Annotated in this window: 20 protein-coding genes, 2 tRNA genes and 1 riboswitch; of the genes, 13 read left to right on the plus strand and 9 right to left on the minus strand. The window is 63.1% G+C overall.

Going from position 1 to position 22,537, the window contains the following annotated elements; all coding sequences use genetic code 11:
* The first annotated feature begins 92 nt into the window (after nucleotides 1-92).
* From ACYP01_RS21445 to gcvP, 11 genes are all read left to right on the plus strand, one after another.
* Complete coding sequence (locus ACYP01_RS21445; RefSeq protein ID WP_003946186.1) at nucleotides 93-707, plus strand: NUDIX hydrolase; 615 nt, start codon at nucleotides 93-95, stop codon at nucleotides 705-707.
* Between the two features lie 109 nt (nucleotides 708-816).
* Nucleotides 817-1,416, plus strand: a complete 600-nt coding sequence (locus ACYP01_RS21450; RefSeq protein ID WP_218749277.1) for a CDP-alcohol phosphatidyltransferase family protein — start codon at nucleotides 817-819, stop codon at nucleotides 1,414-1,416.
* Nucleotides 1,413-2,279: a DUF881 domain-containing protein gene (locus tag ACYP01_RS21455; RefSeq protein WP_003946177.1), complete on the plus strand. Its 867-nt coding sequence runs from the start codon at nucleotides 1,413-1,415 to the stop codon at nucleotides 2,277-2,279. The genes ACYP01_RS21450 and ACYP01_RS21455 overlap by 4 nt, the downstream gene beginning before the upstream one ends.
* A 13-nt stretch (nucleotides 2,280-2,292) precedes the next feature.
* The gene (locus ACYP01_RS21460) at nucleotides 2,293-2,643 is read left to right on the plus strand and encodes a small basic family protein (protein ID WP_003946178.1); all 351 of its coding nucleotides are present in this window, start codon (nucleotides 2,293-2,295) and stop codon (nucleotides 2,641-2,643) included.
* 3 nt (nucleotides 2,644-2,646) lie between these two features.
* Nucleotides 2,647-3,429: a DUF881 domain-containing protein gene (locus tag ACYP01_RS21465; RefSeq protein WP_007731994.1), complete on the plus strand. Its 783-nt coding sequence runs from the start codon at nucleotides 2,647-2,649 to the stop codon at nucleotides 3,427-3,429.
* 45 nt (nucleotides 3,430-3,474) lie between these two features.
* Nucleotides 3,475-3,879 carry a glycine cleavage system protein GcvH gene (gene gcvH, locus ACYP01_RS21470; protein WP_003946160.1) on the plus strand — a complete coding sequence of 135 codons (405 nt, stop codon included), beginning with the start codon at nucleotides 3,475-3,477 and terminating at the stop codon, nucleotides 3,877-3,879.
* Between the two features lie 211 nt (nucleotides 3,880-4,090).
* Nucleotides 4,091-4,585 carry a glycogen accumulation regulator GarA gene (gene garA / locus ACYP01_RS21475; RefSeq protein WP_003946166.1) on the plus strand — a complete coding sequence of 165 codons (495 nt, stop codon included), beginning with the start codon at nucleotides 4,091-4,093 and terminating at the stop codon, nucleotides 4,583-4,585.
* Complete coding sequence (gene ftsR, locus ACYP01_RS21480) at nucleotides 4,585-5,322, plus strand: transcriptional regulator FtsR (RefSeq protein ID WP_003946161.1); 738 nt, start codon at nucleotides 4,585-4,587, stop codon at nucleotides 5,320-5,322. Before garA ends, ftsR begins: the two co-directional genes overlap by 1 nt.
* A gap of 93 nt (nucleotides 5,323-5,415) precedes the next feature.
* On the plus strand, nucleotides 5,416-5,889 hold the full coding sequence (locus tag ACYP01_RS21485; RefSeq protein WP_003946194.1) for a bifunctional nuclease family protein: 474 nt from the start codon (nucleotides 5,416-5,418) through the stop codon (nucleotides 5,887-5,889).
* 332 nt (nucleotides 5,890-6,221) lie between these two features.
* Nucleotides 6,222-6,776 carry a MerR family transcriptional regulator gene (locus tag ACYP01_RS21490; protein WP_021344354.1) on the plus strand — a complete coding sequence of 185 codons (555 nt, stop codon included), beginning with the start codon at nucleotides 6,222-6,224 and terminating at the stop codon, nucleotides 6,774-6,776.
* Nucleotides 6,777-6,996: 220 nt separating this feature from the next.
* A riboswitch (glycine riboswitch) is annotated at nucleotides 6,997-7,125 on the plus strand.
* 53 nt (nucleotides 7,126-7,178) lie between these two features.
* Nucleotides 7,179-10,037, plus strand: a complete 2,859-nt coding sequence (gcvP, locus tag ACYP01_RS21495) for an aminomethyl-transferring glycine dehydrogenase (protein ID WP_459682312.1) — start codon at nucleotides 7,179-7,181, stop codon at nucleotides 10,035-10,037.
* Nucleotides 10,038-10,059: 22 nt separating this feature from the next.
* Here gcvP and ACYP01_RS21500 read toward each other — a convergent pair whose 3' ends face one another.
* The 8 genes from ACYP01_RS21500 to ACYP01_RS21535 all read right to left on the minus strand — a co-directional run bounded on the left by ACYP01_RS21500 (nucleotide 10,060) and on the right by ACYP01_RS21535 (nucleotide 19,264).
* Nucleotides 10,060-11,208, minus strand: coding sequence for a metallophosphoesterase (locus ACYP01_RS21500; protein ID WP_047270501.1), 1,149 nt, complete (start codon nucleotides 11,206-11,208; stop codon nucleotides 10,060-10,062).
* Nucleotides 11,208-12,902 (minus strand): VWA domain-containing protein, encoded by a 1,695-nt coding sequence (locus tag ACYP01_RS21505; protein WP_459682315.1) that lies wholly within the window; start codon nucleotides 12,900-12,902, stop codon nucleotides 11,208-11,210. Before ACYP01_RS21505 ends, ACYP01_RS21500 begins: the two co-directional genes overlap by 1 nt.
* Nucleotides 12,903-13,061: 159 nt before the next feature.
* Nucleotides 13,062-15,245 carry a malate synthase G gene (locus ACYP01_RS21510; protein WP_459682317.1) on the minus strand — a complete coding sequence of 728 codons (2,184 nt, stop codon included), beginning with the start codon at nucleotides 15,243-15,245 and terminating at the stop codon, nucleotides 13,062-13,064.
* Between the two features lie 152 nt (nucleotides 15,246-15,397).
* The gene (locus ACYP01_RS21515) at nucleotides 15,398-16,648 is read right to left on the minus strand and encodes a saccharopine dehydrogenase family protein (protein ID WP_459682319.1); all 1,251 of its coding nucleotides are present in this window, start codon (nucleotides 16,646-16,648) and stop codon (nucleotides 15,398-15,400) included.
* Nucleotides 16,649-16,692: 44 nt separating this feature from the next.
* The gene (locus tag ACYP01_RS21520) at nucleotides 16,693-17,124 is read right to left on the minus strand and encodes a universal stress protein (RefSeq protein WP_003946198.1); all 432 of its coding nucleotides are present in this window, start codon (nucleotides 17,122-17,124) and stop codon (nucleotides 16,693-16,695) included.
* Between the two features lie 156 nt (nucleotides 17,125-17,280).
* A complete protein-coding gene (locus ACYP01_RS21525; RefSeq protein WP_003946151.1) occupies nucleotides 17,281-18,822 on the minus strand; it encodes an SDR family NAD(P)-dependent oxidoreductase in 1,542 nt (513 codons plus the stop codon).
* 108 nt (nucleotides 18,823-18,930) lie between these two features.
* A tRNA-Leu gene (locus tag ACYP01_RS21530) sits at nucleotides 18,931-19,016 on the minus strand.
* Nucleotides 19,017-19,178: 162 nt separating this feature from the next.
* Nucleotides 19,179-19,264, minus strand: a tRNA-Leu gene (locus ACYP01_RS21535).
* A 118-nt stretch (nucleotides 19,265-19,382) separates the two neighbouring features.
* On the opposite strand from ACYP01_RS21535, the gene ACYP01_RS21540 reads away from it, so the two are divergent.
* The gene (locus ACYP01_RS21540) at nucleotides 19,383-20,735 is read left to right on the plus strand and encodes a M20/M25/M40 family metallo-hydrolase (RefSeq protein WP_003946170.1); all 1,353 of its coding nucleotides are present in this window, start codon (nucleotides 19,383-19,385) and stop codon (nucleotides 20,733-20,735) included.
* Nucleotides 20,736-20,800: 65 nt separating this feature from the next.
* Nucleotides 20,801-21,337: a YbhB/YbcL family Raf kinase inhibitor-like protein gene (locus ACYP01_RS21545; RefSeq protein ID WP_007733394.1), complete on the plus strand. Its 537-nt coding sequence runs from the start codon at nucleotides 20,801-20,803 to the stop codon at nucleotides 21,335-21,337.
* A gap of 58 nt (nucleotides 21,338-21,395) precedes the next feature.
* On the opposite strand, the gene ACYP01_RS21550 is transcribed toward ACYP01_RS21545, so the two are convergent.
* The gene (locus ACYP01_RS21550) at nucleotides 21,396-22,466 is read right to left on the minus strand and encodes a quinone-dependent dihydroorotate dehydrogenase (protein WP_003946149.1); all 1,071 of its coding nucleotides are present in this window, start codon (nucleotides 22,464-22,466) and stop codon (nucleotides 21,396-21,398) included.
* Nucleotides 22,467-22,537 lie beyond the last annotated feature (71 nt).

The raw sequence follows: 22,537 nt of genomic DNA on the forward strand, positions 1-22,537 counted from the left end.
CATGACAGGAATACAGACCGATAATCAGGCGAAGCGGCCAAAATGGACCAGACTGGCTGAGGGTCTCAGTCTCGTGGCGCTACTGTCGAGCCATGGTGAACGGAGATTTACTGAATCGGGACCACGTGGTCGCCTCACTTGCCGCTTTCGAACCTCGGTCGGTCGAATTGGACGGAAGGCGCTCGGCGTCGGTGGTCATCGTCGTCATGCGGACTGCGGACGGAACACCAGTGTTCCCGGTGACGAAGCGGCCGAGCAAGATGCGCGCCCACCCCGGTCAATTCGCGTTGCCGGGCGGAAGCGTCGACCCGGGCGAGTCGTCCGAACAGGCAGCGGTTCGGGAACTTTCCGAGGAGCTGGGTGTCGACGTTCCCGAGTCGAAGATCATCGGCCGGCTCGACGACTACGTCACTCGTTCGGGATTCGTGATCCGGCCGTTCGTCATGTGGTCGGGCGAGGACATCGGGGGACTGGTACCCAATCCCGACGAGGTGGCCCAGGTGTATGCCGTCACGTCGGAGGAGCTCGACGTGGACTCGCGCTTCGTCACCATCGAGGAGTCACCGAACCCGGTGATCCAATGGCCGTTCCGAACGAGCCTGATCCATGCGCCGACCGGAGCCGTCATCTATCAGTTCCGCGAAGTGCTGAACGGACGGCACACGCGCATCGACAAGCTCGAGCAGCCGGTGTTCGCCTGGAGATAAGGGCAGCTCGACACGCTCGGGACAGTTCAGGCTACGGCGCCTCGGCGAATAGTCCGTCGTGCTGTGGAAAGCTGGCCGCACGGCAATCGAACGACGCGAGGTGTGTGCAGTGAACTCTGGCGAACAAGAACTGGTCCCCACGGACCGGATTCTCACTGTTCCCAACGTGCTCAGTATCGTGCGTCTACTCGCTCTGCCGCTGTTCGCCTACCTGCTGCTCGTCACGCACTCGGACGGCTGGGCATTGGCGCTGCTGATGCTCAGCGGGTTCACCGACTGGCTCGACGGCAAGCTGGCCAGAGTGCTCGGACAGACCTCGCGTCTGGGAGCGCTTCTCGACCCGCTGGTCGATCGTCTGTACGTCGTGACGACACTGGTCACCTTCGTCGCCCGCGATTTCATTCCCTGGTGGGTCGCAGCGATACTCATCGGCCGTGATCTTCTGCTTGCGCTGACGCTGCCGATCTACCGCAGGCGTGGCCTGCCACCGCCCGAGGTGGTTTATCTCGGCAAGGCTGCGACCTTCCTACTGATGTTCGCTCTGCCGTTGATTCTTGCCGGGCACGGAGACTGGGCCATCGGACCGTTCACCCATGCCTTCGGTTTCGCTTTCCTGATCTGGGGAACCGTCCTGTACGTGTGGACTGCCGCGATCTACGTGCTCAAGGCCGTTGACGTTGCGCGAACCCACGAGGTCGTGCCCCGATGAAGTCGACCGGGGAGGACGTCCGTCGTAACCCGGTACCGTCGCTGCTTCGCTCACTCATGACCGAACATCTCGACCCGGGCTATGAGGCAACTGCATTCGAACGCCAGCACGAGCACACCAAGAACAGATCCTCGAAGACGGGGCCGTGGCTGGCCCTCGGCGCACTGTTGATCGGGTTCATCGTCACGGTCTCGGCTGTTCAGGCGACGAAGCAGGTGACCGGCACCGAAGAGGTTCGAAGCGAGTTGGTGGCGAAGGTCCGTGATGCGGAGGATCGAATCGATTCACTGGCCGCGTCCCGCGATTCACTCGGCGGAGCCGTCGACGCCGCGCGCGGCGTGGCGCTCGAAGGCGATGCACGCGGCAGCGCCGTCCTCGACCAACTGCGAGCGGTCGAATCCGGCGCAGGAGCCGAAGCTGTTCACGGGGAGGGGCTGGTGGTGACGTTGACGGACCCGGCCGGACGCCCGAACCTCTCGGATGCGTCGCAACGGAGTGTCGGCGGTAAGACAGTTGTCCTCGATCGCGATCTGCAGACCGTCGTAAACGCCCTGTGGGCTGGGGGAGCGGAGGCGATCGCCGTCGGCGGCGTGCGAATCGGGCCGACGGTGACCATTCGTCAGGCGGGCGGCGCGATGCTCGTCGACAACCAACCTGTTTTCTCCCCGTACCTCGTCGAGGCGATCGGAGACACGCGAGCACTGCAGCGGAAATTCGTCGTCAGCGACGCCTACGTGAGAATGTCTAGCGTCTCGCAACTGTACGGAGTCGGTTTCGCGGTGGCCGAAGACGATTCGTTGACTCTGCCGCCTGCGGCGCCTCGCGCCGTCCGAGTGGCAACAGAACCCACAGAACCCAAGTGACAGAAGGAGTTCGATGAAGGCCGGTTCCGCCCTGTACGGACTCGCAGCACTGGTCGTCGGCATCGTCCTGGGCGTAGTTTTCAGCCCGCAGGTGCCCGACGTGATCCAGCCCTATCTTCCGATCGCTGTCGTTGCGGCGCTCGACGCCGTCTTCGGTGGACTACGCGCGTATCTGGACGAAATCTTCGACGCGAAGGTGTTCGTGGTTTCCTTCGTCTTCAACGTGCTCGTCGCGTCGTTGATCGTCTGGCTCGGTGATCAGTTGGGTGTCGGTACTCAACTCTCGACGGCGATCGTCGTCGTGTTGGGTATCCGGATCTTCGGCAACGCAGCGGCATTGCGACGCCGACTGTTCGGAGCGTGAGTCATGGCGGAACATTCCACGACCGAACCGGAAGAAGAACCTCCCGTCACCACTGCGGGTGAAGGTCGTCACGAGTTGCGTTCACCGTCCAAACACCGCACCAACGTCGTCTTCGCAATCCTCGCTGCTGTGCTGTTGGGCGTGCTCGGCGTTGCGATTGCCACACAGGTACGCAGCACAGTGGCCGGAGATTCACTCGACGCCGCGCGCCCTGCCGACCTCCTGGTGGTTCTCGACAATTTGAATCGGCGCGAAGCCGCGCTGAGGCAGGAAGTCGCGAATCTTCAGGAATCGCTTGCCACTTTGGAAGCCGGTGGCAACACGGGAGCAGCGCTGGACGAGGCGCGGGCGCGGCTGACCTCACTCTCCATTCAAGTGGGGACCGCTCCGGCCACTGGACCGGGTGTGACGATGACCCTGACAGATCCGGCGGGCGGCGTCGGATCGGAAGTGATTCTCGATCTCATCCAGGAACTGCGTGCTGCCGGTGCCGAAGCCATCTCGATCGCAGGTGCGAACGGCGAACCCATTCGTATCGGCGTGAACTCGTGGGTGAGTGGGCGCGGCGGCGAGATCGAATTGGACGGAACCCGGATCGAGCAGCCGTACACTGTGACCGCGATCGGAGATCCGCCGACATTGGCGGCAGCGTTGAACATTCCCGGAGGCGTCTTCGACAATGTCGCACGCAATGGCGGAACGTCGTCCGTCGAGCAATCGCAGCAGGTCACGATCTCCGTCTTGCGACAATTGAATCCGCGCCAATACGCTCAACCCGGAAATTGATCTTTTTGCGTCCGACTTTCGGACGGCCTGTGAAAGGAAGCCACTGTGAGTGAGCTCGATACACCTACCGATCTGCGCTACACCGCGGAGCACGAGTGGGTGAAGCGAACCGGCCCGACCTCAGTTCGAGTCGGTATCACCGACTTTGCTCAGTCGCAGCTCGGTGACGTCGTGTTCGTCCAGCTTCCCGCTGTCGACGAAGACGTGACCGCCGGTGAATCGCTCGGTGAGGTCGAGTCGACCAAGAGCGTCTCCGACATCTTTGCTCCGTTCACTGCGAAAGTTCTTGCAGCGAACGGTGAATTGGACGGACAGCCCGACCTCGTCAACACCGACCCGTACGACACGGGTTGGTTGGTCGAACTTGAGGTTGCCGACGAGGCCACACTCGACGCCGCACTCGCGGCAACTCTGGACGCGGAGGCATACAAGGGACTCACGTCCGAGTAGAAAACCTGCGCGTGGACCGGCCAACTCGTGTTGTGTCGCGGCCTGTCTCGCTGCACACGGCGGTCTGCGCAGGGTACGGTCGTTAGGTACGCATGTGCCGAGTCGGGGCGCAGGGCCGTATCGAACGTGACTGTGAAAGATGCTCGTGAAGAAAGTGCACTGCGTAGTCCAGTGATTCATGATCTGGATGATTGACCCAGGAGGAGAAACAGTGAGCGAGAACGGTAACGACGCGGGCTATGGGGAGTCGCCGGCGGAGACCACTTCGGTTTTCCGCGCGGACTTCCTCAATGAGCTCGACAACACCTCCTCTGCAGCACCGGCCGCCGAGCAGCCGGTTTCGGGCGTGGAAGGCCTTCCCGCCGGAGCCGCACTTCTGGTGGTCAAGCGGGGACCGAATGCAGGATCCCGCTTCTTGCTCGATCAGCCGACGACGTCGGCAGGTCGGCACCCGGACAGCGACATCTTCCTCGACGACGTGACCGTCAGCCGTCGTCACGCCGAGTTCCGTCAGGAAGATGCAGATTTCCACGTCGTCGACGTCGGAAGCCTCAACGGCACCTACGTCAACCGTGAGCCTGTCGATTCGGCAGTTCTCGCGAACGGTGACGAGGTTCAGATCGGCAAGTTCCGTCTGGTGTTCCTCACCGGCCCTCGTGCCGGCGGTTCGCAGGTCGGCGAGTCGTCAGCAGGTGCGGGTAGCTAATGACGGCAGTGCGGCAGCAGAGCCAGCCCGGAATGTCGATTGGTTCCGTGCTGGATCGGTTGCGTCCAGATTTTCCCGACGTGACGATTTCGAAGATCCGTTTCCTCGAGTCCGAGGGCTTGATCAGCCCGCAACGGACACCGTCGGGATACCGCAGATTCTCTGTCGAGGACTGCGAGCGTCTTCGCTTCGTGCTGACCGCTCAACGCGATCAGTACCTGCCGCTCAAAGTGATCAAAGAACAACTCGAAGCGATCGACAGTGGCGCAGCGACGGTGAGTGCAGAAGTTCCTGCGCCTCGTCGTGCTCGCGTCCTGTCGATCGCTACGGGCGATGTCTCACCCGAGGCGTTCCGGGTCGATCGCGAAGTTCGAGTCGGTCGTCAGGATCTTCTCGCGCGCGCCGACATCGACGATCGGTTTCTGACCGATCTGATCCGCACCGGTTTGGTCGTTCCCGGCGCGGCGGGCTTCTTCGACGAGGATGCCGTGACGTTGGCGCGCACCGCTAAAGCGATGTCCGAGTACGGCTTGGAGGTTCGCCATCTGCGGGCGTTCAAGTTGGCTGCTGATCGCGAAGCGGGGCTGGTGACTCAGATCGCCGGACCGGTTGCCAAGGGTCGTGACGCCGGAGCACGTGATCGTGCCGAGGAAATGGTGCGGGAGCTGGCCGCTCTGTCACTGACTTTGCACACGTGTCTGGTCAAATCGGCAGTTCGGGGAAGTCTCGATCGCTGAGTTCCTCGATCAGCGGGGCACACTCGAATAGAATTTCAGTACGACCGCATCGGAGTCGGTCGGCTGGATCACGTCAGGTTGGAGGCAAGCTCGATGGGCGAAATGCGTGTGATCGGAGTTCGTGTCGAGCAGCCTCAGAATCAGCCGGTCCTGTTGCTGCGAGAGTCCGACGGCGATCGGTACCTGCCGATCTGGATCGGGCAAACCGAAGCTACCGCGATTGTTCTCGAACAACAGGGAGTCGAGCCGGCGCGGCCGCTGACTCACGACCTGATCAAGATCTTGATCGAATCTTTCGGTCGGAGCCTCAAGGAAGTTCGGATCGTGGACCTGCAAGAGGGCACTTTCTACGCGGATCTCGTCTTCGACGAGCAGACCACTGTCTCGGCACGTCCGTCGGACTCGATTGCATTGGCCCTGCGCATCGGCGTTCCGATCTTCGCGTCGGAGGCTGTTCTCGCCGAGGCCGGTCTGGTCATTCCCGACGAGCGCGAAGACGAGGTCGAGAAGTTCAAGGAATTCCTCGACACCATCTCGCCGGACGATTTCAAAGCCACTGATGGTTAGCCTGAATTGACTGGTTGCGGACTTTAGTCTTCAACTCTCAAGTAGAGGTTGAGTCTCGGTCGGCGTGTTGCGTTGACCATGCACCCTCCTGGACTTACCGTTGCGTGCGGTGGAGATCTTCTCGGCTTGTCGATCGAGGCGTACTCTGGGTAAGTCCACTCATGGAATTACCTGCCTTGGATTCACATCTGAAAGTTCGGTCGGCACGGGATTCTCGTGACTGCTGATAGCACAGGTTGGTTACATGATGGCGAAGCGAGAGGGAGACGGCAGTGGAAGAACAGTCGAATGAGCGCGGGACGGGCATAGCCGGTAGTGCCGCGACTGCAGAAATGTCTTCCGAAGAGCTGCAGCCGGGCTTGTTCCCGGACGATTCCATCCCCGACGACCTCGTCGGATATCGAGTACCCAGTGCGTGCCAGATCGCCGGGATCACGTACCGCCAACTCGACTACTGGGCACGGACGTCGTTGGTTGTTCCGTCGATCCGTGGCGCTGCCGGATCCGGAAGCCAACGTCTGTACTCCTTCAAGGACATTCTCGTTCTGAAGATCGTGAAGCGTCTGCTCGATACCGGCATCTCACTGCAGAACATCCGCGTTGCCGTCGATCACCTCCGTAAGCGTGGCGTCCGCGATCTTGCCAACATCACTCTGTTCTCCGACGGCACCACCGTGTACGAATGCACGTCCCCCGAAGAGGTCGTCGACCTCCTCCAGGGTGGGCAGGGCGTATTCGGCATCGCAGTCAGTGGCGCGATGCGTGAACTCACCGGAACGATCGCCGACTTCCCCGCCGAGCGGGCCGACGGCGGCGAAAGTGATCCCAACCCGGAAGACGAGTTGGCTTCGCGACGCAAGAATCGCGCCAGCCGCAAAACCGGATAACGTACGTCACATCTCTTTGGAGGATGCCACGGTGCAGGTAGGCGTTTCGGTCAACTAGACTGGGCCTGCGTCGCCGGCGTACGGGAGAGCCTCGGATACCGATTCACCGAACTTGTCTTTGTTTCAGTCTTTGTCTCAAAGGTCAGTCGTGAGCGGGATCAGGGCGCCGAAGGAGCAATACCTCCCCGTCAATCTCTCAGGCACCAAGGACCGTACGGGCTCCGACGCCTCTGGAAAGCGGTGGGACAACCCACCCGCCGACGGGGAAAGGCTGTGGCTTCCGCCTTCGGCGGATCACTACCGAATCTCTCAGGCGCTCGGGAATCGAGCATGCGACAGAGGGGGAGGAACACACCGCAGTTCGGTGTGTGTCCTGATCCTCCGATCTGTCTGGGAGTTGTCGTGATCGACGCTGCAAGCCGTATATTTGCCGACCGCCATGTCGGTCCGAACGCCGCGGAACTCGCGCGCATCCTCGAACTCGTCGGGGTCGATTCACTCGACGAACTGGCAACCAAGGCCGTTCCCTCCGTCATCCTCGACGCTGCCCCGAACGGCATCGCTGCCGGACTCGACGCTCTGCCGCTTCCGGTCGGAGAGCACGAGGCACTTGCCGAACTGACTGCACTCGCAGCCCAGAACACCGTCGCGACGTCGATGATCGGCCTCGGCTACTTCGACACGTTGACGCCGCCGGTGTTGTTGCGCAACATCATCGAGAACCCGGCCTGGTACACCGCGTACACCCCGTATCAGCCGGAGATCAGCCAGGGCCGTCTCGAAGCCCTCCTCAACTTCCAGACCATGGTCGCCGATCTCTCCGGCATGGAACTGGCAAACTCGTCGATGCTCGACGAGGCCACCGCCGCTGCCGAAGCCATGACGCTCCTGCGCCGCGCGAACCGCAGCAAGTCCCCACGATTTGTCGTCGACGCCGATCTCTACCCGCAGACCCTCGCCGTCATCGAGACTCGCGCCGAGCCGCTCGGCATCGAGATCGTCTCCGCGGACCTCACCGCTGGACTTCCGGAAGGTGACTTCTTCGGCGTCATCGCCCAGATCCCAGGTGCCTCGGGACGAGTCGCCGATTACACCTCGATCATCGCGGAAGCTCACGAGCGCGGCGCACTGGTTGCCGTCGGCGCCGACCTCCTCGCGATGACGCTCATCACCTCACCCGGTGAGCTCGGCGCGGATGCGTGCTTCGGAACCACCCAGCGTTTCGGTGTTCCCATGGGATACGGCGGACCGCACGCCGGTTACCTGGCCGTGCACTCCAAGCATGCGCGTCAGCTGCCCGGCCGCTTGGTCGGCGTCTCCATCGACGCCGACGGAGACAAGGCATACCGCCTGGCGCTGCAGACACGTGAGCAGCACATTCGCCGCGAGAAGGCGACGTCCAACATCTGTACCGCTCAGGTGCTCCTCGCCATCCTCGCTGCGATGTACGCGAGCTACCACGGCGCCGAGGGACTCAAGGCGATTGCGTTGCGCGTCGCTGCCCGCGCACACGCGTTGGCAAACGGCCTGCGCGAAGGCGGCGTGACCGTAGTCCACGATTCGTTCTTCGACACCGTGCTCGCTCAGGTTCCGGGCAAGGCGGCCGACGTCGTCGCTGCGGCCAAGGAATCCGGGATCAACCTGCGTCTGGTCGATGCCGATCATGTCGGTATCTCCTGCGACGAGGCCACGACCGCCGACCACGTCCTTGCCGTGCTCGACGCGTTCGGGATCGAGGATGCTGTTGTCGCCATCGAAGCCGAGGGCAATTCGGTTCCGGCTGCTCAGGAGCGCACCTCCGACTACCTGCAGCACGAAGCCTTCACCCGTTACCGTACGGAAACGGCAATGCTTCGCTACCTGCGCGCGCTGTCCGACAAGGACATCGCGCTCGATCGCAGCATGATCCCGCTGGGTTCGTGCACCATGAAGCTCAACGCGACCGCCGAGATGGAATCCATCACCTGGCCCGCGTTCAACGCGATCCACCCGTTCGCGCCCACGTCGGATGCGCCCGGTCTGCTGAAGATCATCAAGGATCTCGAAGACTGGCTGGTCGCGGTCACCGGCTATGACAACGTGAGCCTCCAGCCCAACGCCGGCAGCCAAGGGGAGTACGCGGGCTTGCTCGCGATCCGCAACTACCACCTCAGCCGGGGCGACGACCACCGCGACACCTGTCTCATTCCGTCGAGTGCTCACGGCACCAACGCGGCTTCTGCCGTCATGGCCGGGATGCGCGTCGAGGTTGTCGCCTGCCGTCCCAACGGTGACGTCGACGTCGACGATCTGCGCGCGAAGATCGCCGATCACGCCGAGCGTCTCGCCGCGATCATGATCACCTACCCGTCCACGCACGGTGTCTACGAGCACGAGATCGCCGACATCTGCGCAGCGGTACACGACGCCGGTGGCCAGGTGTACGTCGACGGCGCCAACCTCAATGCGCTTGTCGGCCTTGCCCGTCCAGGCCGATTCGGCGGCGACGTCAGCCACCTGAATCTGCACAAGACCTTCTGCATTCCGCACGGCGGCGGTGGACCCGGCGTCGGCCCGATCGGTGTGCGCTCACACTTGACGCCATTTTTGCCCGGACACCCGATGGCGCCCGAACTCGGTGGTAGAGGAACGATCTCGGCAGCGCCCTACGGCAGTGCGTCCATTCTGCCCATCACCTGGACCTACATCCGGATGATGGGAGCTGCGGGCCTGCGCCGCGCCAGCCTGACCGCCATCGCGTCGGCCAACTACATCGCGCGTCGACTCGACGAGTACTTCCCGGTTCTCTACACCGGCGAGAACGGCATGGTCGCGCACGAGTGCATCCTCGACCTCCGTGGGTTGACCAAGGACACCGGCGTCACCGTCGACGACGTCGCAAAGCGTCTGGCCGACTACGGTTTCCATGCTCCGACCATGAGCTTCCCCGTGGTCGGCACACTGATGGTCGAGCCCACCGAGAGCGAGAACCTCGAAGAGATCGACGAGTTCTGCGAAGCGATGATCGCCATTCGCGGCGAAATCGATCGCGTCGGAGCGGGCGAGTGGACGGTGGAGGACAACCCGCTACGCGGTGCTCCCCACACTGCGGGAAGCATTGCAGCGCAGTGGGATCACCCGTACTCGCGTGAGATCGCCGTCTTCCCGCGTGGCAAGGCTCGCCCGAAGGTGTGGCCGTCCGTGCGTCGTATCGACGGTGCACATGGCGACCGCAACCTGGTCTGCTCCTGCCCGCCGATCGAAGCGTTCGCAGGCAACTAAGGCGTGTGCCCGCCGGAGATCATCACCTCTCGCGTACGAGTTCGAGAACAGTGATCTCCGGCGGGGCGCCGACGCGTACCGGCGGACCCCAAGCCCCGGCGCCACGCGTCGTGTACAGCACTGTGTTTCCGACCCTGTCCAAGCCTTGCACCGAAGGCTGCTGCAGCGGAACAAGATACCTCAGCGGCCACATCTGACCGCCGTGAGTGTGCCCGGACAGTTGCAGATCGATACCCATCTCGGACGCCTCGATCGCTTGACGCGGTTCGTGCGCGAGAAGCAAGGCGAAAGTATTCGGATCGCGACCTGCGAGCGCGGCAGTCAGGTTCGGCTCGTACGGGGCCGGCGACGTGTAGTCGTGGATGCCCACGATGTCGATGGTATCGCCGCCATGCTGGATCGAGGTGCGGCTGTTGCGAAGTGTGGTGATCCCCAATGTCTCCCACACGTCGAGCCATTTGCCGCCGTCATCGGCGTAGAACTCGTGGTTTCCGCTGACTCCGAAGATTCCGTCGGGCGCGCGAAGATCGGCGAGCGGAGCAAGATCGGGAGCAACTTTCGCGACGGTTCCGTCCACGAGGTCGCCGCCGATCGCGATCAGATCGACATTCTGCGAGTTCACGATATCGACCACCTTGCGGGTGAAGTCGACCCCGCGGGCCGGTCCCACGTGCAGGTCGGTGATCAAGGCGATCCGGTATCCGTTGAAGCCCTCAGGTAGGCGAGCGAGCGGCACACGGACGCGGGAAATCTTGGGGCCCGACGCCTCGTAGACGCCGTAGCCGGCAGTGCCGATCGCCGCGAGAGTGACTGCTGCTGTAGCCAACTGCAACGTACGACGCTTGGCTGGGTCGACTTCGGTCGTGGTATCCGTGTGGCGTGCACGTAGTCGACCGATCCCGGCGAACAGGCCGATCACGAGCAGTCCGGGAATCAGATACAGCCACGAAGCCAGCCAGACCCATCCGACAAATCCGATCGGTCGCGCCCACGATGTCGGAAAGACTTCGCCGCTGCCGACCCCGATGAGCGTCGAGACCGCCAAGACGACAAGCGCAGTGTCGGCGAGACGAGCCCATCGCCTCGGGATGCCGGTGGCGCGAACGAGCCGGCGATGCAGGAACCAGGTCAGAAGGGCGAGAAGGACTGCAAAAACCGCGACGCGCCCCATCAGGACAGCATCTTGGTCACTGCGGCCGCGAGAGCGGGGTCGGACGTCGAATCGACCCGAACCAATGTTCCGCCCGTCCGATCCGAGACGTCTTGGAGTGTGGAGACGTCGTCGCCCGCACCGACGACGATCACGTCGACCTGTACCGGACGCGACGGATTGCCCGCAGCGGCGATCGCGCTGAGCAGTTCGGCTCGCGTCGTGGTGGATTCGTCAGGTGTACTCGAGGTGATCAGCAGCACCGAGTTGACTCGTCCCGCGTCGAAACCGTCCACGGCGGATTTGTAGGAGCTGGCAAGCGCCGGGTACTTGGAGGTCTTTCCGCCGGCCCGAAGCCCGTTGAGGAAATCGGTGATCGTGGCACGCCGATTCGGCTCGGACAGTGAACCGCCCGGAACCAGGATGCGCTCGGACGGTTTTCCGTCGGTGCCCGTGCTGAACTCGCGAAGGCCGATGTCCGAAGCGTCAGGGCTGCGACCCAATTGGGTATTCACCGCCGAGGCAACGTTCGCCAAGCGGGTAGTGCCACCGTCGTCGGTACCCATCGACGCCGACGTGTCCATCAGGATGGTGGCACTACGCGGCGAGACAGGGTTGGCGACTATGTCACCGAGCGCCGCTGCGGTCTCCGCCGAAGCCGGTTTCAACGTGGACGAGATCTTGGCCGGGGACACCGCTCCGAGATCGGGAAGGTCTTGGCCCTCGACCCGGAAACCGGCGCCGACGAACAACTGTGACTGATTCGGCTCACGCATGAAATCGGCAAACTGTGCCGCTGCGCGCGAGGCGGTTTCGTCGATCCCGCTGCCCGAGACGATGACCGCCGGATAGTCCGCGACTGGCGTTGCGCCAACCGGGGAGTACGTCGTCATCGCCGCGTTCGCGCTCTGCGCTATCGACTGTTCCGTGGCCGGAACGGCCTTCACCGAATCCGGTGTTCCGGCGCTCAGTGCTCCGAGGGCTTCGGCGGTGGACGAGGGGGGAGTCGGCAAGGATTGGAACTGCAACGCCCGTGCACTGAGCGCAGCGTTGACCTGAGCGGACTTCGCCTGATCCGTCGTGACCGGACCGGCACCCGCATCGGCGACGTCGGCAGCGATTGCCTGTGCGGCCATCGAGGTTTCGGTACTTCCGACCGGCAGGGCGACCGTCAGATCGGAAGGCAATGACTTCCAACTCGATGCTGCGCCGGCCAATGCTGCCGCGGTCTCGGGGCCGGTTGCCAGAACGATCGGGGAACTCGCGAGCGAGCGAGGATCACCGTTGATCACGGCCTTGCCCGCCAGCGGCGCGAGTTCGAACGAGCTCGTCGGGATCCACAGGGAGGGACGCGGTCCCAATGCTGCGTCGTCCCAGGATGCCGCCGGACCGGCTTCGAGTGCCGTCGAGACCGACGCGGACGGCGCACCGTGCACCACGACGGTGATGCAGTGATCGCGCACGACCGGAGAGGTCTGGGTGTACCGCTTGGCCAGTTCCTCGATCTGTGGGGCGATGGACGGATCCGCGGTGACGTCGAGTGTCTTGTTGCCTTCGACGCACGTACCTGCTGCCTGCTGGCCCTGATCGTCGATCCGGTTGCTGAGGGCCTTCCACCCGAAGAAGCCTGCAACGATCAAGACGATCAGCACGACGACGAGAATCGGCCCCTTGCTGATACCTCTGGCGCCTGACCCGCCGCGATGTTCGCCCACGTACCTTGCCCTACCTTGGTCACTCGAAGAATGTCTGTTGAACGGACTGTGTCCTCGGCCAGTCTAGTGACGAATCTTCGGGGCCTACGCGAACAGCCTCGACACCGGTAGCGGTGCCGAGGCTGTTCGGGTTCAGCTTCGAGTTCGAAGAAGGTGAAATCAGGCGTTGGCAGCCTTGTACTCGCGGCGGCGGCGATGCAGGATCGGCTCCGTGTATCCGCTGGGCTGCTTCGCGCCTTCGAGGATGAGTTCCTTGGCAGCCTGGAACGCGATGTTGGAATCGAAATCAGGTGCCATGTTGCGGTACTCGGCGTCGCCCTCGTTCTGACGGTCGACAACCGGGGCCATGCGCTCGAGTGCACTGACAACGTCGCTCTCGCTGACGATGCCGTGACGCAGCCAGTTGGCGAGCAGCTGGCTCGAGATGCGCAGGGTGGCGCGGTCCTCCATGAGCGCGACATCGTGGATGTCGGGAACCTTGGAGCAGCCGACACCCGCGTCGATCCAGCGGACGACGTAGCCGAGGATGGACTGGCAGTTGTTGTCGAGCTCTTCCTTCTTCTCCGCGTCCGTCCAGTCGGTGCTGGGAGCGAGCGGGATGGTCAGGATGTCGTCGACGCTCGCACGCGGCTTGCCCTTCAGGCTGTCCTGAACTGCGAACACATCGACGCGGTGGTAGTGCGTCGCGTGCAGCGTTGCGCCGGTCGGCGAAGGAACCCACGCGGTGTTGGCGCCGGCCTTGGGGTGGCCGATCTTCTGCTCGAGCATGTCTGCCATCAACTCGGTCATGGCCCACATGCCCTTGCCGATCTGGGCCTTGCCCTGCAGACCGCAGGCCAGACCGGTGTCGACGTTCCAGTCCTCGTAGGCGCCGATCCACTTCTGCTTCTTCATCTCGCCCTTGCGCACCATCGCGCCGGCTTCCATGGAGGTGTGGATCTCGTCGCCGGTGCGGTCGAGGAAGCCGGTGTTGATGAACACGACGCGGTCGCTGGCTTCCTTGATGCAGGCGGCGAGGTTGACCGTCGTACGACGCTCCTCGTCCATGATGCCGACCTTGAGCGTGTTCTCCGGAAGCCCGAGGACCTGCTCGACACGGCCGAACAGTTCGGTGGTGAAGGCAACTTCCTCGGGACCGTGCTGCTTGGGCTTGACGATGTAGATCGAGCCGGTGCGGCTGTTGTCGAGCGGTCCGTTGGCGTCACTGATCGAGAGGCCGTGCACTGCACAGGCACTGGTGATCAAGGCGTCGAGGATGCCCTCGGGGACCTCGTTGCCGTCGGCGTCGAGGATCGCGGGGTTGGTCATGAGGTGACCGACGTTGCGGACGAACAGGAGCGAACGACCGTGCAGGCTGAGTTCGCTGCCGTCGACTGCGGTGTACTTACGGTCGCCGTTGAGCGTGCGGGTGAAGGACTTGGCGCCCTTCTTGATCTCCTCGGACAAGTCACCGCGGTTGAGACCCAACCAGTTTCGGTAGCCGACAACCTTGTCGTCGGCGTCGACAGCGGCGACCGAGTCCTCGAAGTCCATGATCGTGGTGACGGCGGATTCGAGAACGACGTCCTTGACGCCGGCGGCGTCGGTGCTCCCGATCGGGGACGAGGCGTCGATCTGGATCTCGGCGTGCAATCCGTTGTTCAGCAGCAGGATGCTCGTCGGTGCGTCCTTCTCGCCGAGGTAGCCGACGAACTTCTCCGGCTGGGCGAGCGTGGTGACCGCACCGTCTGCCAACGTGATCTTCAGTTCACTGCCGTCGACAACGTACTTGGTTGAATCTGCATGCGATCCCGACGCGAGAGGTGCTGCCGCATCGAGGAATTCACGCGCCCAGGCGATGACCTTGTCGCCGCGGACCTTGTTGTAGCCGGAACCCTTCTCGGCGCCGTTCTCCTCGGAGATGGCGTTGGTGCCGTACAGCGCGTCGTACAACGAACCCCAGCGGGCGTTGGACGCGTTGAGAGCGAAGCGCGCGTTGAGGATCGGCACGACCAACTGCGGGCCGGCCGTCGAGGTGATCTCGGTGTCGACGTTCGCGGTGGTGACCGAGAATTCGGCAGGCGTCGGCAGGAGGTAGCCGATTGCCTGCAGGAACGCCTTGTATGCAGCGGCGTCGATGGGAGCGCCGGCATGATCGCGATGCCACTGATCGATCTGAGCCTGCAGATCGTCACGCTTGGCAAGCAAATCGCGGTTCTTCGGTGCGAGCTCGGTGATGACCTTGTCGGCGCCGGCCCAGAACGTCTCGGCGTCTACACCGGTGCCGGGAAGAGCCTCCTCGACCACGAAGTCGTAGAGAACCTTGGCAACCTGAAGACTGCCGACCTGAACGCGCTCAGTCATGAATAGCCTCACTTTTCCGAAAGCGGAGCATCACATATGGATGCCATGAACCAACATCAATGTTACCTGGGAGTATTCCCACCGCTGTCCGCGCCCTGAGCTGCGATAATCGGGCGCGAAGAGCTGAAACGATCAAGTGAAATTCGTTCTGTCTAGAGTTTGCGCGCGGAAATCTCGAAACCGGCCTTGGTTAGACGCTCGACCAGGACGTCGCCGAGCGCTGTCGATGGAGTCAAAACGCCGGTGGCCGCGGGGAGATCCTTGTGGTCCTTCGCCAATGACAACGCAGATTCGCCGAGCATTACCGCCGTCGCGCTGTATCCCGGGTCGCCCTTCGCCTTCACTCGTGAGGTGTATCGAGCGCCGGTCGTGGTCGTGGTGAACACATCGAGCGTGAAGTGCCCCTTCTTCTGGGTGCTCTCGCTCGGGCCCTCGCCGGGCGCAGGCAATACCTTGTCGAGAAGGAAACGCGTTGGAGGAAGAGCGAGTCCGGCGACCAGCGCGCCGAGGCCGACTGCGACACCGCCCGCGATTACCGGTGACACCACCGAGGAACCGACACTCATCACCTCGCTGTACTTGAACTTCTTGCCGTACGCCCACTCTCGGAGCGCATTGCTGCGACGGACGACTCGTGTGTTGTACGACGCCATCACGAACGGCGCTTTCCACCCCTTCAACGACGGATCGATCTTCTTGCCGTCGACCACGCTCACGTCGCTCTGGCGTCCGAGTTCGGGCTCCCGATCACGATCGGGGCTCAGCGAGTACGGCGAGGCAGCAAGTTTCCGCAGGCGCGCATCGTCTTTCGACACGTCGATTTGGTTGCGAAGCGAATCGATGGTGCCACCGCTCACGCCGCCGCGCAGGGCCGTGACCACCAGGGTGGTGTCGGTGAGCTCGCCGGCGCCGTCGGCGGCGACCTTCTCGTGCAGGACGTGAACTCCGAGATCGGAAGGGATGGAATCGAATCCGCAGGAATGGACGATCTTGGCACCGGTCGAGACCGCCAGCTCATGGTTGTCGTCGATGCTCTCGCGGTGGAACAGCACCTCACCGGTCAGGTCGACGTAATGAGTTCCGGCGGAGGCGCATTCGTGAACAAGGGCGTGGCCGTACTTGGCATACGGGCCGACCGTGGTGGCGACGACCCGGGTTCGCTGGGCGAGTGCCTTCAGTGCGGTTGCGTCGTCGGCGTCGGCGATGATCAAGGGGAGATCGGCAGCGGCAGTACCCAGATCGGCGCGAGTGGCTGCCAACTTTTCGAGGGAGCGGCCACCGAGGCCGATCTTCGTGCCTTCGGGAGCATGTTTGACGAGGTAGTCGGCGAGAAGCTTACCGACGAAGCCGCTCGCTCCGTAGACGATGATGTCGAGTTCTCGGGCGGGCGAGGTTCCAGTCATGGAGCCAGCCTACAAACGAGTAGTCGAAAGTGATGTGACCGCGGTCACTCGGCGGGGAGGGGCTCCTTGACGACGAGGATCGGAGCCTCGACTTCGAGCAACAGGCGTTGCAGCGGGCGTTCGAGGAGGAACTTGCCGATGGGGGACATCCGGCGTGTTCCGACGATCAGGAGATCGACACCCGCGTCGTGGACCAGGTCGACGAGCGCGGTAACCGGATCGCCGTCGTGCTCGGTGGTGCGCAGATCCCACTTCGTCTCCGAGAATCCACCGGCGTCGAGCGCTGACTGGATCTCGCCGCGAAGAGCGGCCCGATCGTCCTCGGTGTCTCCGAGGTTGACCGTGCCTCCGATGTTGACGTCGTCCAGGACGTGCAGAACCAGCAGTTCCTCGCTTCGACCCACGGATTCCCGTGCAGCGGCCACGATTGCGGCACGGCCTTCCGGGCTGTCCTTGTGTACGACGGCGATCGTCATGGTTCCTCCGAGTCGGTGAGCAGTGTCGGCTCCATTATCGCCTGCAATGCTGTGCTCTACCTGAAATGAGCTACTCGACACGGGGGTTTGGGGGTGACGAGATCGCCACATCGGGGCGGCTGGGTGCTGCCCATCACGAATGCGGCGTGCTGCCGATCACCACGGCGAAGGTTTGTAATCCTTGAGGAAGCAGCCGTGCAGGTCGACGCCCAGTTCACCCTGAACGATGGGGTCGTAGACGCGGGCGGCACCGTCGACGAGGTCGAGTGGTGCGTGAAAACCTTCGTCGGCCAGACGCATCTTGGTGAAGTGCGGGCGTTCGTCGGTGATCCAACCGGTGTCGACGGCGGTCATGAGGATGCCGTCGTCGAGCATTTCCTTGGAGCTGGTGCGGGTCAGCATGTTCAGTGCTGCCTTGGCCATGTTGGTGTGCGGGTGGCCAGGGCCCTTGTATGCGCGGCTGAACTGGCCTTCCATGGCGGAAACATTCACGACGTACTTGCGTCGCGCAGCGGCCGCAGCCATCGACGGGCGCAAGCGCGAAACGAGGATGAAGGGCGCGACCGAGTTGCAGAGCTGGACTTCGAGAAGCTCGATCGGATCGACCTCTTCGACGGTCTGAACCCAGCTGTTGGTGTGCGCGAGGTCGGGCAGCAGCCCGCCCGCGTCGATGGCGATGCCCTGCTCGATTCGATCGGGTGAAGCCGATTTGGCGACGAGGGCGAGTGAACTGACCGCGTCTGCGGACAGATTTCCGGAGGTGATGCTTGCGACGTCCGACAGCGATCCGGCCAGAGCCGCGGGGTGAGCGTCGCTCGTCTTGCCGAAGGTCAGGACATCAGGCAGTTCACCGGCGGGCAGTGCTCCGGACTCGGCGTCGACCAGAGCGCCGTAGGCACCGGGGGAGCGTCGGACGGTTTGCGCGGCGTTGTTGATGAGGATGTCGAGTGGACCCTGTGCGGCAACGGAATCCGCGAGTGCAACAACTTGGGCGGGGTCGCGGAGGTCGATGCCGACGATGCGCAGACGATGAATCCAGTCGTTGCTGTCTTCCATCGCCTTGAATCGGCGGATCGCGTCGTTGGGGAATCGCGTCGTGATGGTCAGATGTGCACCGTCACGCAACAGGCGCAACGCGATGTACATACCGATTTTCGCGCGGCCGCCGGTCAGAAGTGCGCGTCGGCCGGTGAGATCAGTGCTGGCATCACGTTTGCTGCGGCTGGTGGCAGCGCATTCGGGGCACAGTTGGTGGTAGAAGGCGTCGACTGCGGTGTAGCGCTGCTTGCAGATGTAGCACGGCCGCGCCTTGATGAGCGTGCCGGCGGAAGCGCCGGCGGTGTTCGACTTGATCGGAATGCCTGCGGTCTCGTCGTCGATGCGATCGGGTGAACCGGTGGCAGTCGCAGCGACCACTTGGCGGTCGGCTTCGTTGACGGCTGCGCGCGAGGCGAGGCGACGCTTCTTCTTGAGTCGCTTGAACAGATGGCCGACAGCGCGCTGCATGGTGATCGAATCGGGATGCTCGTCGTCGAGTTCGGCGGCTTCGGAAAGGACCTTCAGGCAGATTTCGAGTTCTGCGGGGTCGAGTCCGGTGAGTTCGGCTCGAGCAGATTCTGAATCGGCTGTTTCCAGCGAATCTGCCTGCAGTGCATCCGACTTCTTGGTGTCTGTATCCACTTCGAACTTCTGTTCCATCTCGATCGCCGCTCGCGCGGACTGTTCCCTGATGCGGGAACTTCGCCAATTACGAGAAAAGCTCCGGTTCGATGAACCGGAGCTTTTCCTGTCTGTCTCAACACAGAGTGTCCGAGGGGGGACTTGAACCCCCACGTCCGTTAATAGGACACTAGCACCTCAAGCTAGCGCGTCTGCCATTCCGCCACTCGGACTCGGCCCCGATTTCTCGGTGCTGGGAAAGAGTATCCGATGCCATCCCCAGGTCCCAAATCGCCCCACTGCTGTGCGCCTTTATTAACCGCCGGGGGTTAATAAAGGCGCACAGCAGAAAGACCCCAACCTGATCAGGCTGGGGTCTTTCTGCTGTATTCGAGTGTCCGAGGGGGGACTTGAACCCCCACGTCCGTTAATAGGACACTAGCACCTCAAGCTAGCGCGTCTGCCATTCCGCCACTCGGACTCGGCCCCGATTTCTCGGTGCTGGGAAAGAGTATCCGATTAGGTGAGCTGCCCCAAATCGCCAGGTTGCGGGGCATTCCGGTCGCCCGCGTCGTTTGATTCGATGGTAGGAAAGTGGAATGACCACAACCCCGAATAATCCGAATCCGAGCAGAGCCGAAGCAGAAGTAGTCGAACTGGTCAGTTCCCTCATCCGCTTCGACACCTCGAACACGGGAGAACTCGAAACCACCAAAGGCGAGCGTGCGTGCGCGGAGTGGGTTGCCGCGCAGCTTCAAGAAGTCGGTTACGAGACGGAATACGTCGAGTCCGGAGCACCCGGCCGAGGAAATGTCTTTGCTCGTTTGAAGGGAGCCGAGTCGGGTCGTGGTGCGTTGATGCTTCACGGTCACCTCGACGTAGTTCCGGCCGAGCCCGCCGACTGGAGCGTCCATCCCTTTGCCGGCACCGTCCAGGACGGTTACGTCTGGGGGCGCGGCGCCGTGGACATGAAGGACATGGTCGGGATGATCCTGGCCCTCGCCAGACAGTTCAAGGCGGAAGGCGTCGTACCGCCGCGTGATCTGGTGTTCGCTTTCGTGGCGGACGAGGAAGCGGGCGGAAAGTACGGATGCCAGTGGCTGGTCGAGCACCGCCCGGATCTGTTCGAGGGAGTGACCGAGGCCGTGGGTGAGGTCGGCGGTTTCTCGCTGACGGTTCCGCGGCCTGACGGAACCGACCGCCGGCTCTACCTCGTGGAGACTGCGGAAAAGGGCCTCGGTTGGATGCGTCTGACTGCCAAGGGACGCGCCGGACACGGCTCCTTCCTCCACGACGACAACGCGGTCGCGACACTCGCCGGCGCGGTCTCGAGGCTTGCTGCCCACCAGTTCCCGATCGTGATCTCGGATTCGGTCGCGGAGTTCCTGACCGCCGTCGGCGAAGAGACCGGATTGGACTTCGACCCGGGATCACCCGACATCGACGGGACTCTCGCGAAGCTGGGCACGATCGCCAACATCATCGGCGCGACGTTCCGTGACACCGCGAACCCGACGATGCTCAAGGCCGGATACAAGGCGAACGTCATTCCGCAGACTGCCGAGGCGGTCTTCGACTGCCGCGTGCTGCCGGGACGGCAGGCCGAATTCGAGCGCACGGTGGACCAACTGATCGGTCCCGACGTGACCCGCGAGTGGATCACCAAGCTGGATTCGTACGAAACAACGTTCGACGGCCACCTCGTAGACGCCATGAACGAGGCGATCCTCGCCCACGATCCGGAGGCTCGCACAGTTCCGTACATGCTCTCCGGCGGAACCGACGCGAAGGCATTCGCGAAACTGGGCATTCGCTGCTTCGGCTTCGCGCCGTTGCAGTTGCCGCCCGAGCTGGATTTCAGCGCGCTGTTCCACGGCGTCGACGAGCGAGTTCCGGTGGACGCACTACTGTTCGGGACACGTGTTCTGGAACATTTCCTGCTCAATTCCTGACGAGCACGTAGATAGATCCGTGAGCTCGACGCACATCGAGCTCTCTTGTCACAGAAAGGATTCGCATGGCGCACGATCCGTACGAACCATTGCCGAAGTTGCCGAGTTTCGAGCTGACCAGTGACGACATCACTGCGGGCCAGCCGCTGAAGCTTGCTCAGGCGAGTGGAGCCTTCGGTGTCCCCGGTGGCGAAGACATCTCACCGCAGCTCTCGTGGTCCGGCTTTCCGGCCGAGACGAAGAGCTTCGTCGTGACGGTGTTCGATCCGGACGCACCGACTGCGTCGGGGTTCTGGCACTGGGCCGTGGCGAACATCCCCGCTTCCGTCACCGAGCTCCCCGCCGGTGCCGGCGCGGCGGACAGCGATGTCCTGCCCGCCGGAACCGTCACCCTCCGCCACGACGGTGGCGGGTTCGGTTTCATCGGTGCAGGCCCGCCTCCCGGGCACGGTCCGCATCGCTACATCGTGGCGGTGCATGCCCTCGACGTGGAGACGCTCGACGGAGTCACCCCTGACTCGTCGCCGGCGTTCCTCGGTTTCAACGTGTTCCATCACGCGATTGCGCGTGCAACCTTGACCGGGACGTTCGAGGTCGAATAGTCACTATGCTGTGCGCCTTTATTAACCGCCCGCGGTTAATAAAGGCGCACAGCAGTTTCTAGCGAGGGTTCTCAGCACCGACTGCCTGGGCAATTGACGAGAAGCCGGCTGCGCGCACGCGCTTGGCTATGCCCTTGTGGATGCTGCGAGCCCAGAACGGTCCGCCGTAGATGAAGCCGGTGTATCCCTGCACCAGCGTCGCGCCGGCGAGGATGCGTTCCCACGCCTGGTCGGCTGTCTCGATACCGCCGACCGAGATGATGGTCATCTTGTCGCCCACTCGGGCGTACAGGCGCCGAAGTACTTCGAGTGAGCGCTCGGCGACCGGTGCACCGGACAGCCCGCCTGCGCCGAGTGCAGCTACCTCGGCGTCCGGGGTCTTCAAACCGTCGCGACGGATCGTGGTGTTGGTCGCGACGATTCCGGCAAGTCCGAGTTCGATTGCCAGATCGGCGACCGCGTCGACGTCCTCGTCCGAGAGATCGGGCGCGATCTTCACCAGTACCGGCACGCTGACGGTGTCGAGCACGGCCTGCAGGATCGGGCGCAGTGATTCGACGGCCTGCAGATCACGGAGTCCAGGTGTGTTCGGCGAGCTGACATTCACGACCATGAAGTCGGCCAGCGGACCCAGAAGCTGCGCGCTGGCGGTGTAGTCGGCAGCGGCGTCGGCGGCTTCGACGATCTTGGTCTTGCCGATGTTGGCACCGATCGGGACCGTGACGCGGCGCTGTCGCAGGAAATTCGCCGCGTGACCAGCGCCGTGGTTGTTGAAGCCCATCCGGTTGATCAAAGCGCGGTCGGCCGGAAGACGGAAGAGACGCGGTGCGGGGTTACCGGGCTGAGCCTGGGCCGTCACTGTTCCGACCTCGGCGAAACCGAATCCCAACGGGCCCCAGGCGTCGACGCCGGTGGCGTCCTTGTCGAATCCTGCGGCGAGGCCGAGAGGTGCCGGGAACGTCAGACCGAATGCCTGACTCCGCAGAACCGGGTCGTCGACGACAAGGACTTTTGCGACCAGCCAGCGAAGGGGAGCGAACCGTGTCACCAGTTTCATCGCGGTGAAGGCAATGTGGTGGATGCGTTCCGGTGGGACCCGGAACATCAGGCTCAGCAGCAGTTGGTACACGATTCTCCAGCTCTTCGATGGTGTGATTTTGTCAGCGGTTTCGACAGCGGCGGGCCCTGGTCGTCTGTTGG

Source organism: Rhodococcus sp. no. 34 (assembly GCF_054589475.1).

Bases quoted from the DNA above. Each gene is read 5' to 3' on its own strand.
- ftsR (WP_003946161.1), top strand. From the start codon at position 4,585: ATGACGGCAGTGCGGCAGCAGAGCCAGCCCGGAATGTCGATTGGTTCC.
- ACYP01_RS21445 (WP_003946186.1), top strand. From the start codon at position 93: ATGGTGAACGGAGATTTACTGAATCGGGACCACGTGGTCGCCTCACTT.
- ACYP01_RS21500 (WP_047270501.1), bottom strand. From the start codon at position 11,208: ATGGGGCGCGTCGCGGTTTTTGCAGTCCTTCTCGCCCTTCTGACCTGG.
- ACYP01_RS21465 (WP_007731994.1), top strand. From the start codon at position 2,647: ATGGCGGAACATTCCACGACCGAACCGGAAGAAGAACCTCCCGTCACC.
- ACYP01_RS21515 (WP_459682319.1), bottom strand. From the start codon at position 16,648: ATGACTGGAACCTCGCCCGCCCGAGAACTCGACATCATCGTCTACGGA.
- ACYP01_RS21540 (WP_003946170.1), top strand. From the start codon at position 19,383: ATGACCACAACCCCGAATAATCCGAATCCGAGCAGAGCCGAAGCAGAA.
- ACYP01_RS21525 (WP_003946151.1), bottom strand. From the start codon at position 18,822: ATGGAACAGAAGTTCGAAGTGGATACAGACACCAAGAAGTCGGATGCA.
- ACYP01_RS21460 (WP_003946178.1), top strand. From the start codon at position 2,293: ATGAAGGCCGGTTCCGCCCTGTACGGACTCGCAGCACTGGTCGTCGGC.
- ACYP01_RS21485 (WP_003946194.1), top strand. From the start codon at position 5,416: ATGGGCGAAATGCGTGTGATCGGAGTTCGTGTCGAGCAGCCTCAGAAT.
- ACYP01_RS21455 (WP_003946177.1), top strand. From the start codon at position 1,413: ATGAAGTCGACCGGGGAGGACGTCCGTCGTAACCCGGTACCGTCGCTG.
- ACYP01_RS21490 (WP_021344354.1), top strand. From the start codon at position 6,222: ATGTCTTCCGAAGAGCTGCAGCCGGGCTTGTTCCCGGACGATTCCATC.
- ACYP01_RS21510 (WP_459682317.1), bottom strand. From the start codon at position 15,245: ATGACTGAGCGCGTTCAGGTCGGCAGTCTTCAGGTTGCCAAGGTTCTC.
- ACYP01_RS21545 (WP_007733394.1), top strand. From the start codon at position 20,801: ATGGCGCACGATCCGTACGAACCATTGCCGAAGTTGCCGAGTTTCGAG.
- ACYP01_RS21520 (WP_003946198.1), bottom strand. From the start codon at position 17,124: ATGACGATCGCCGTCGTACACAAGGACAGCCCGGAAGGCCGTGCCGCA.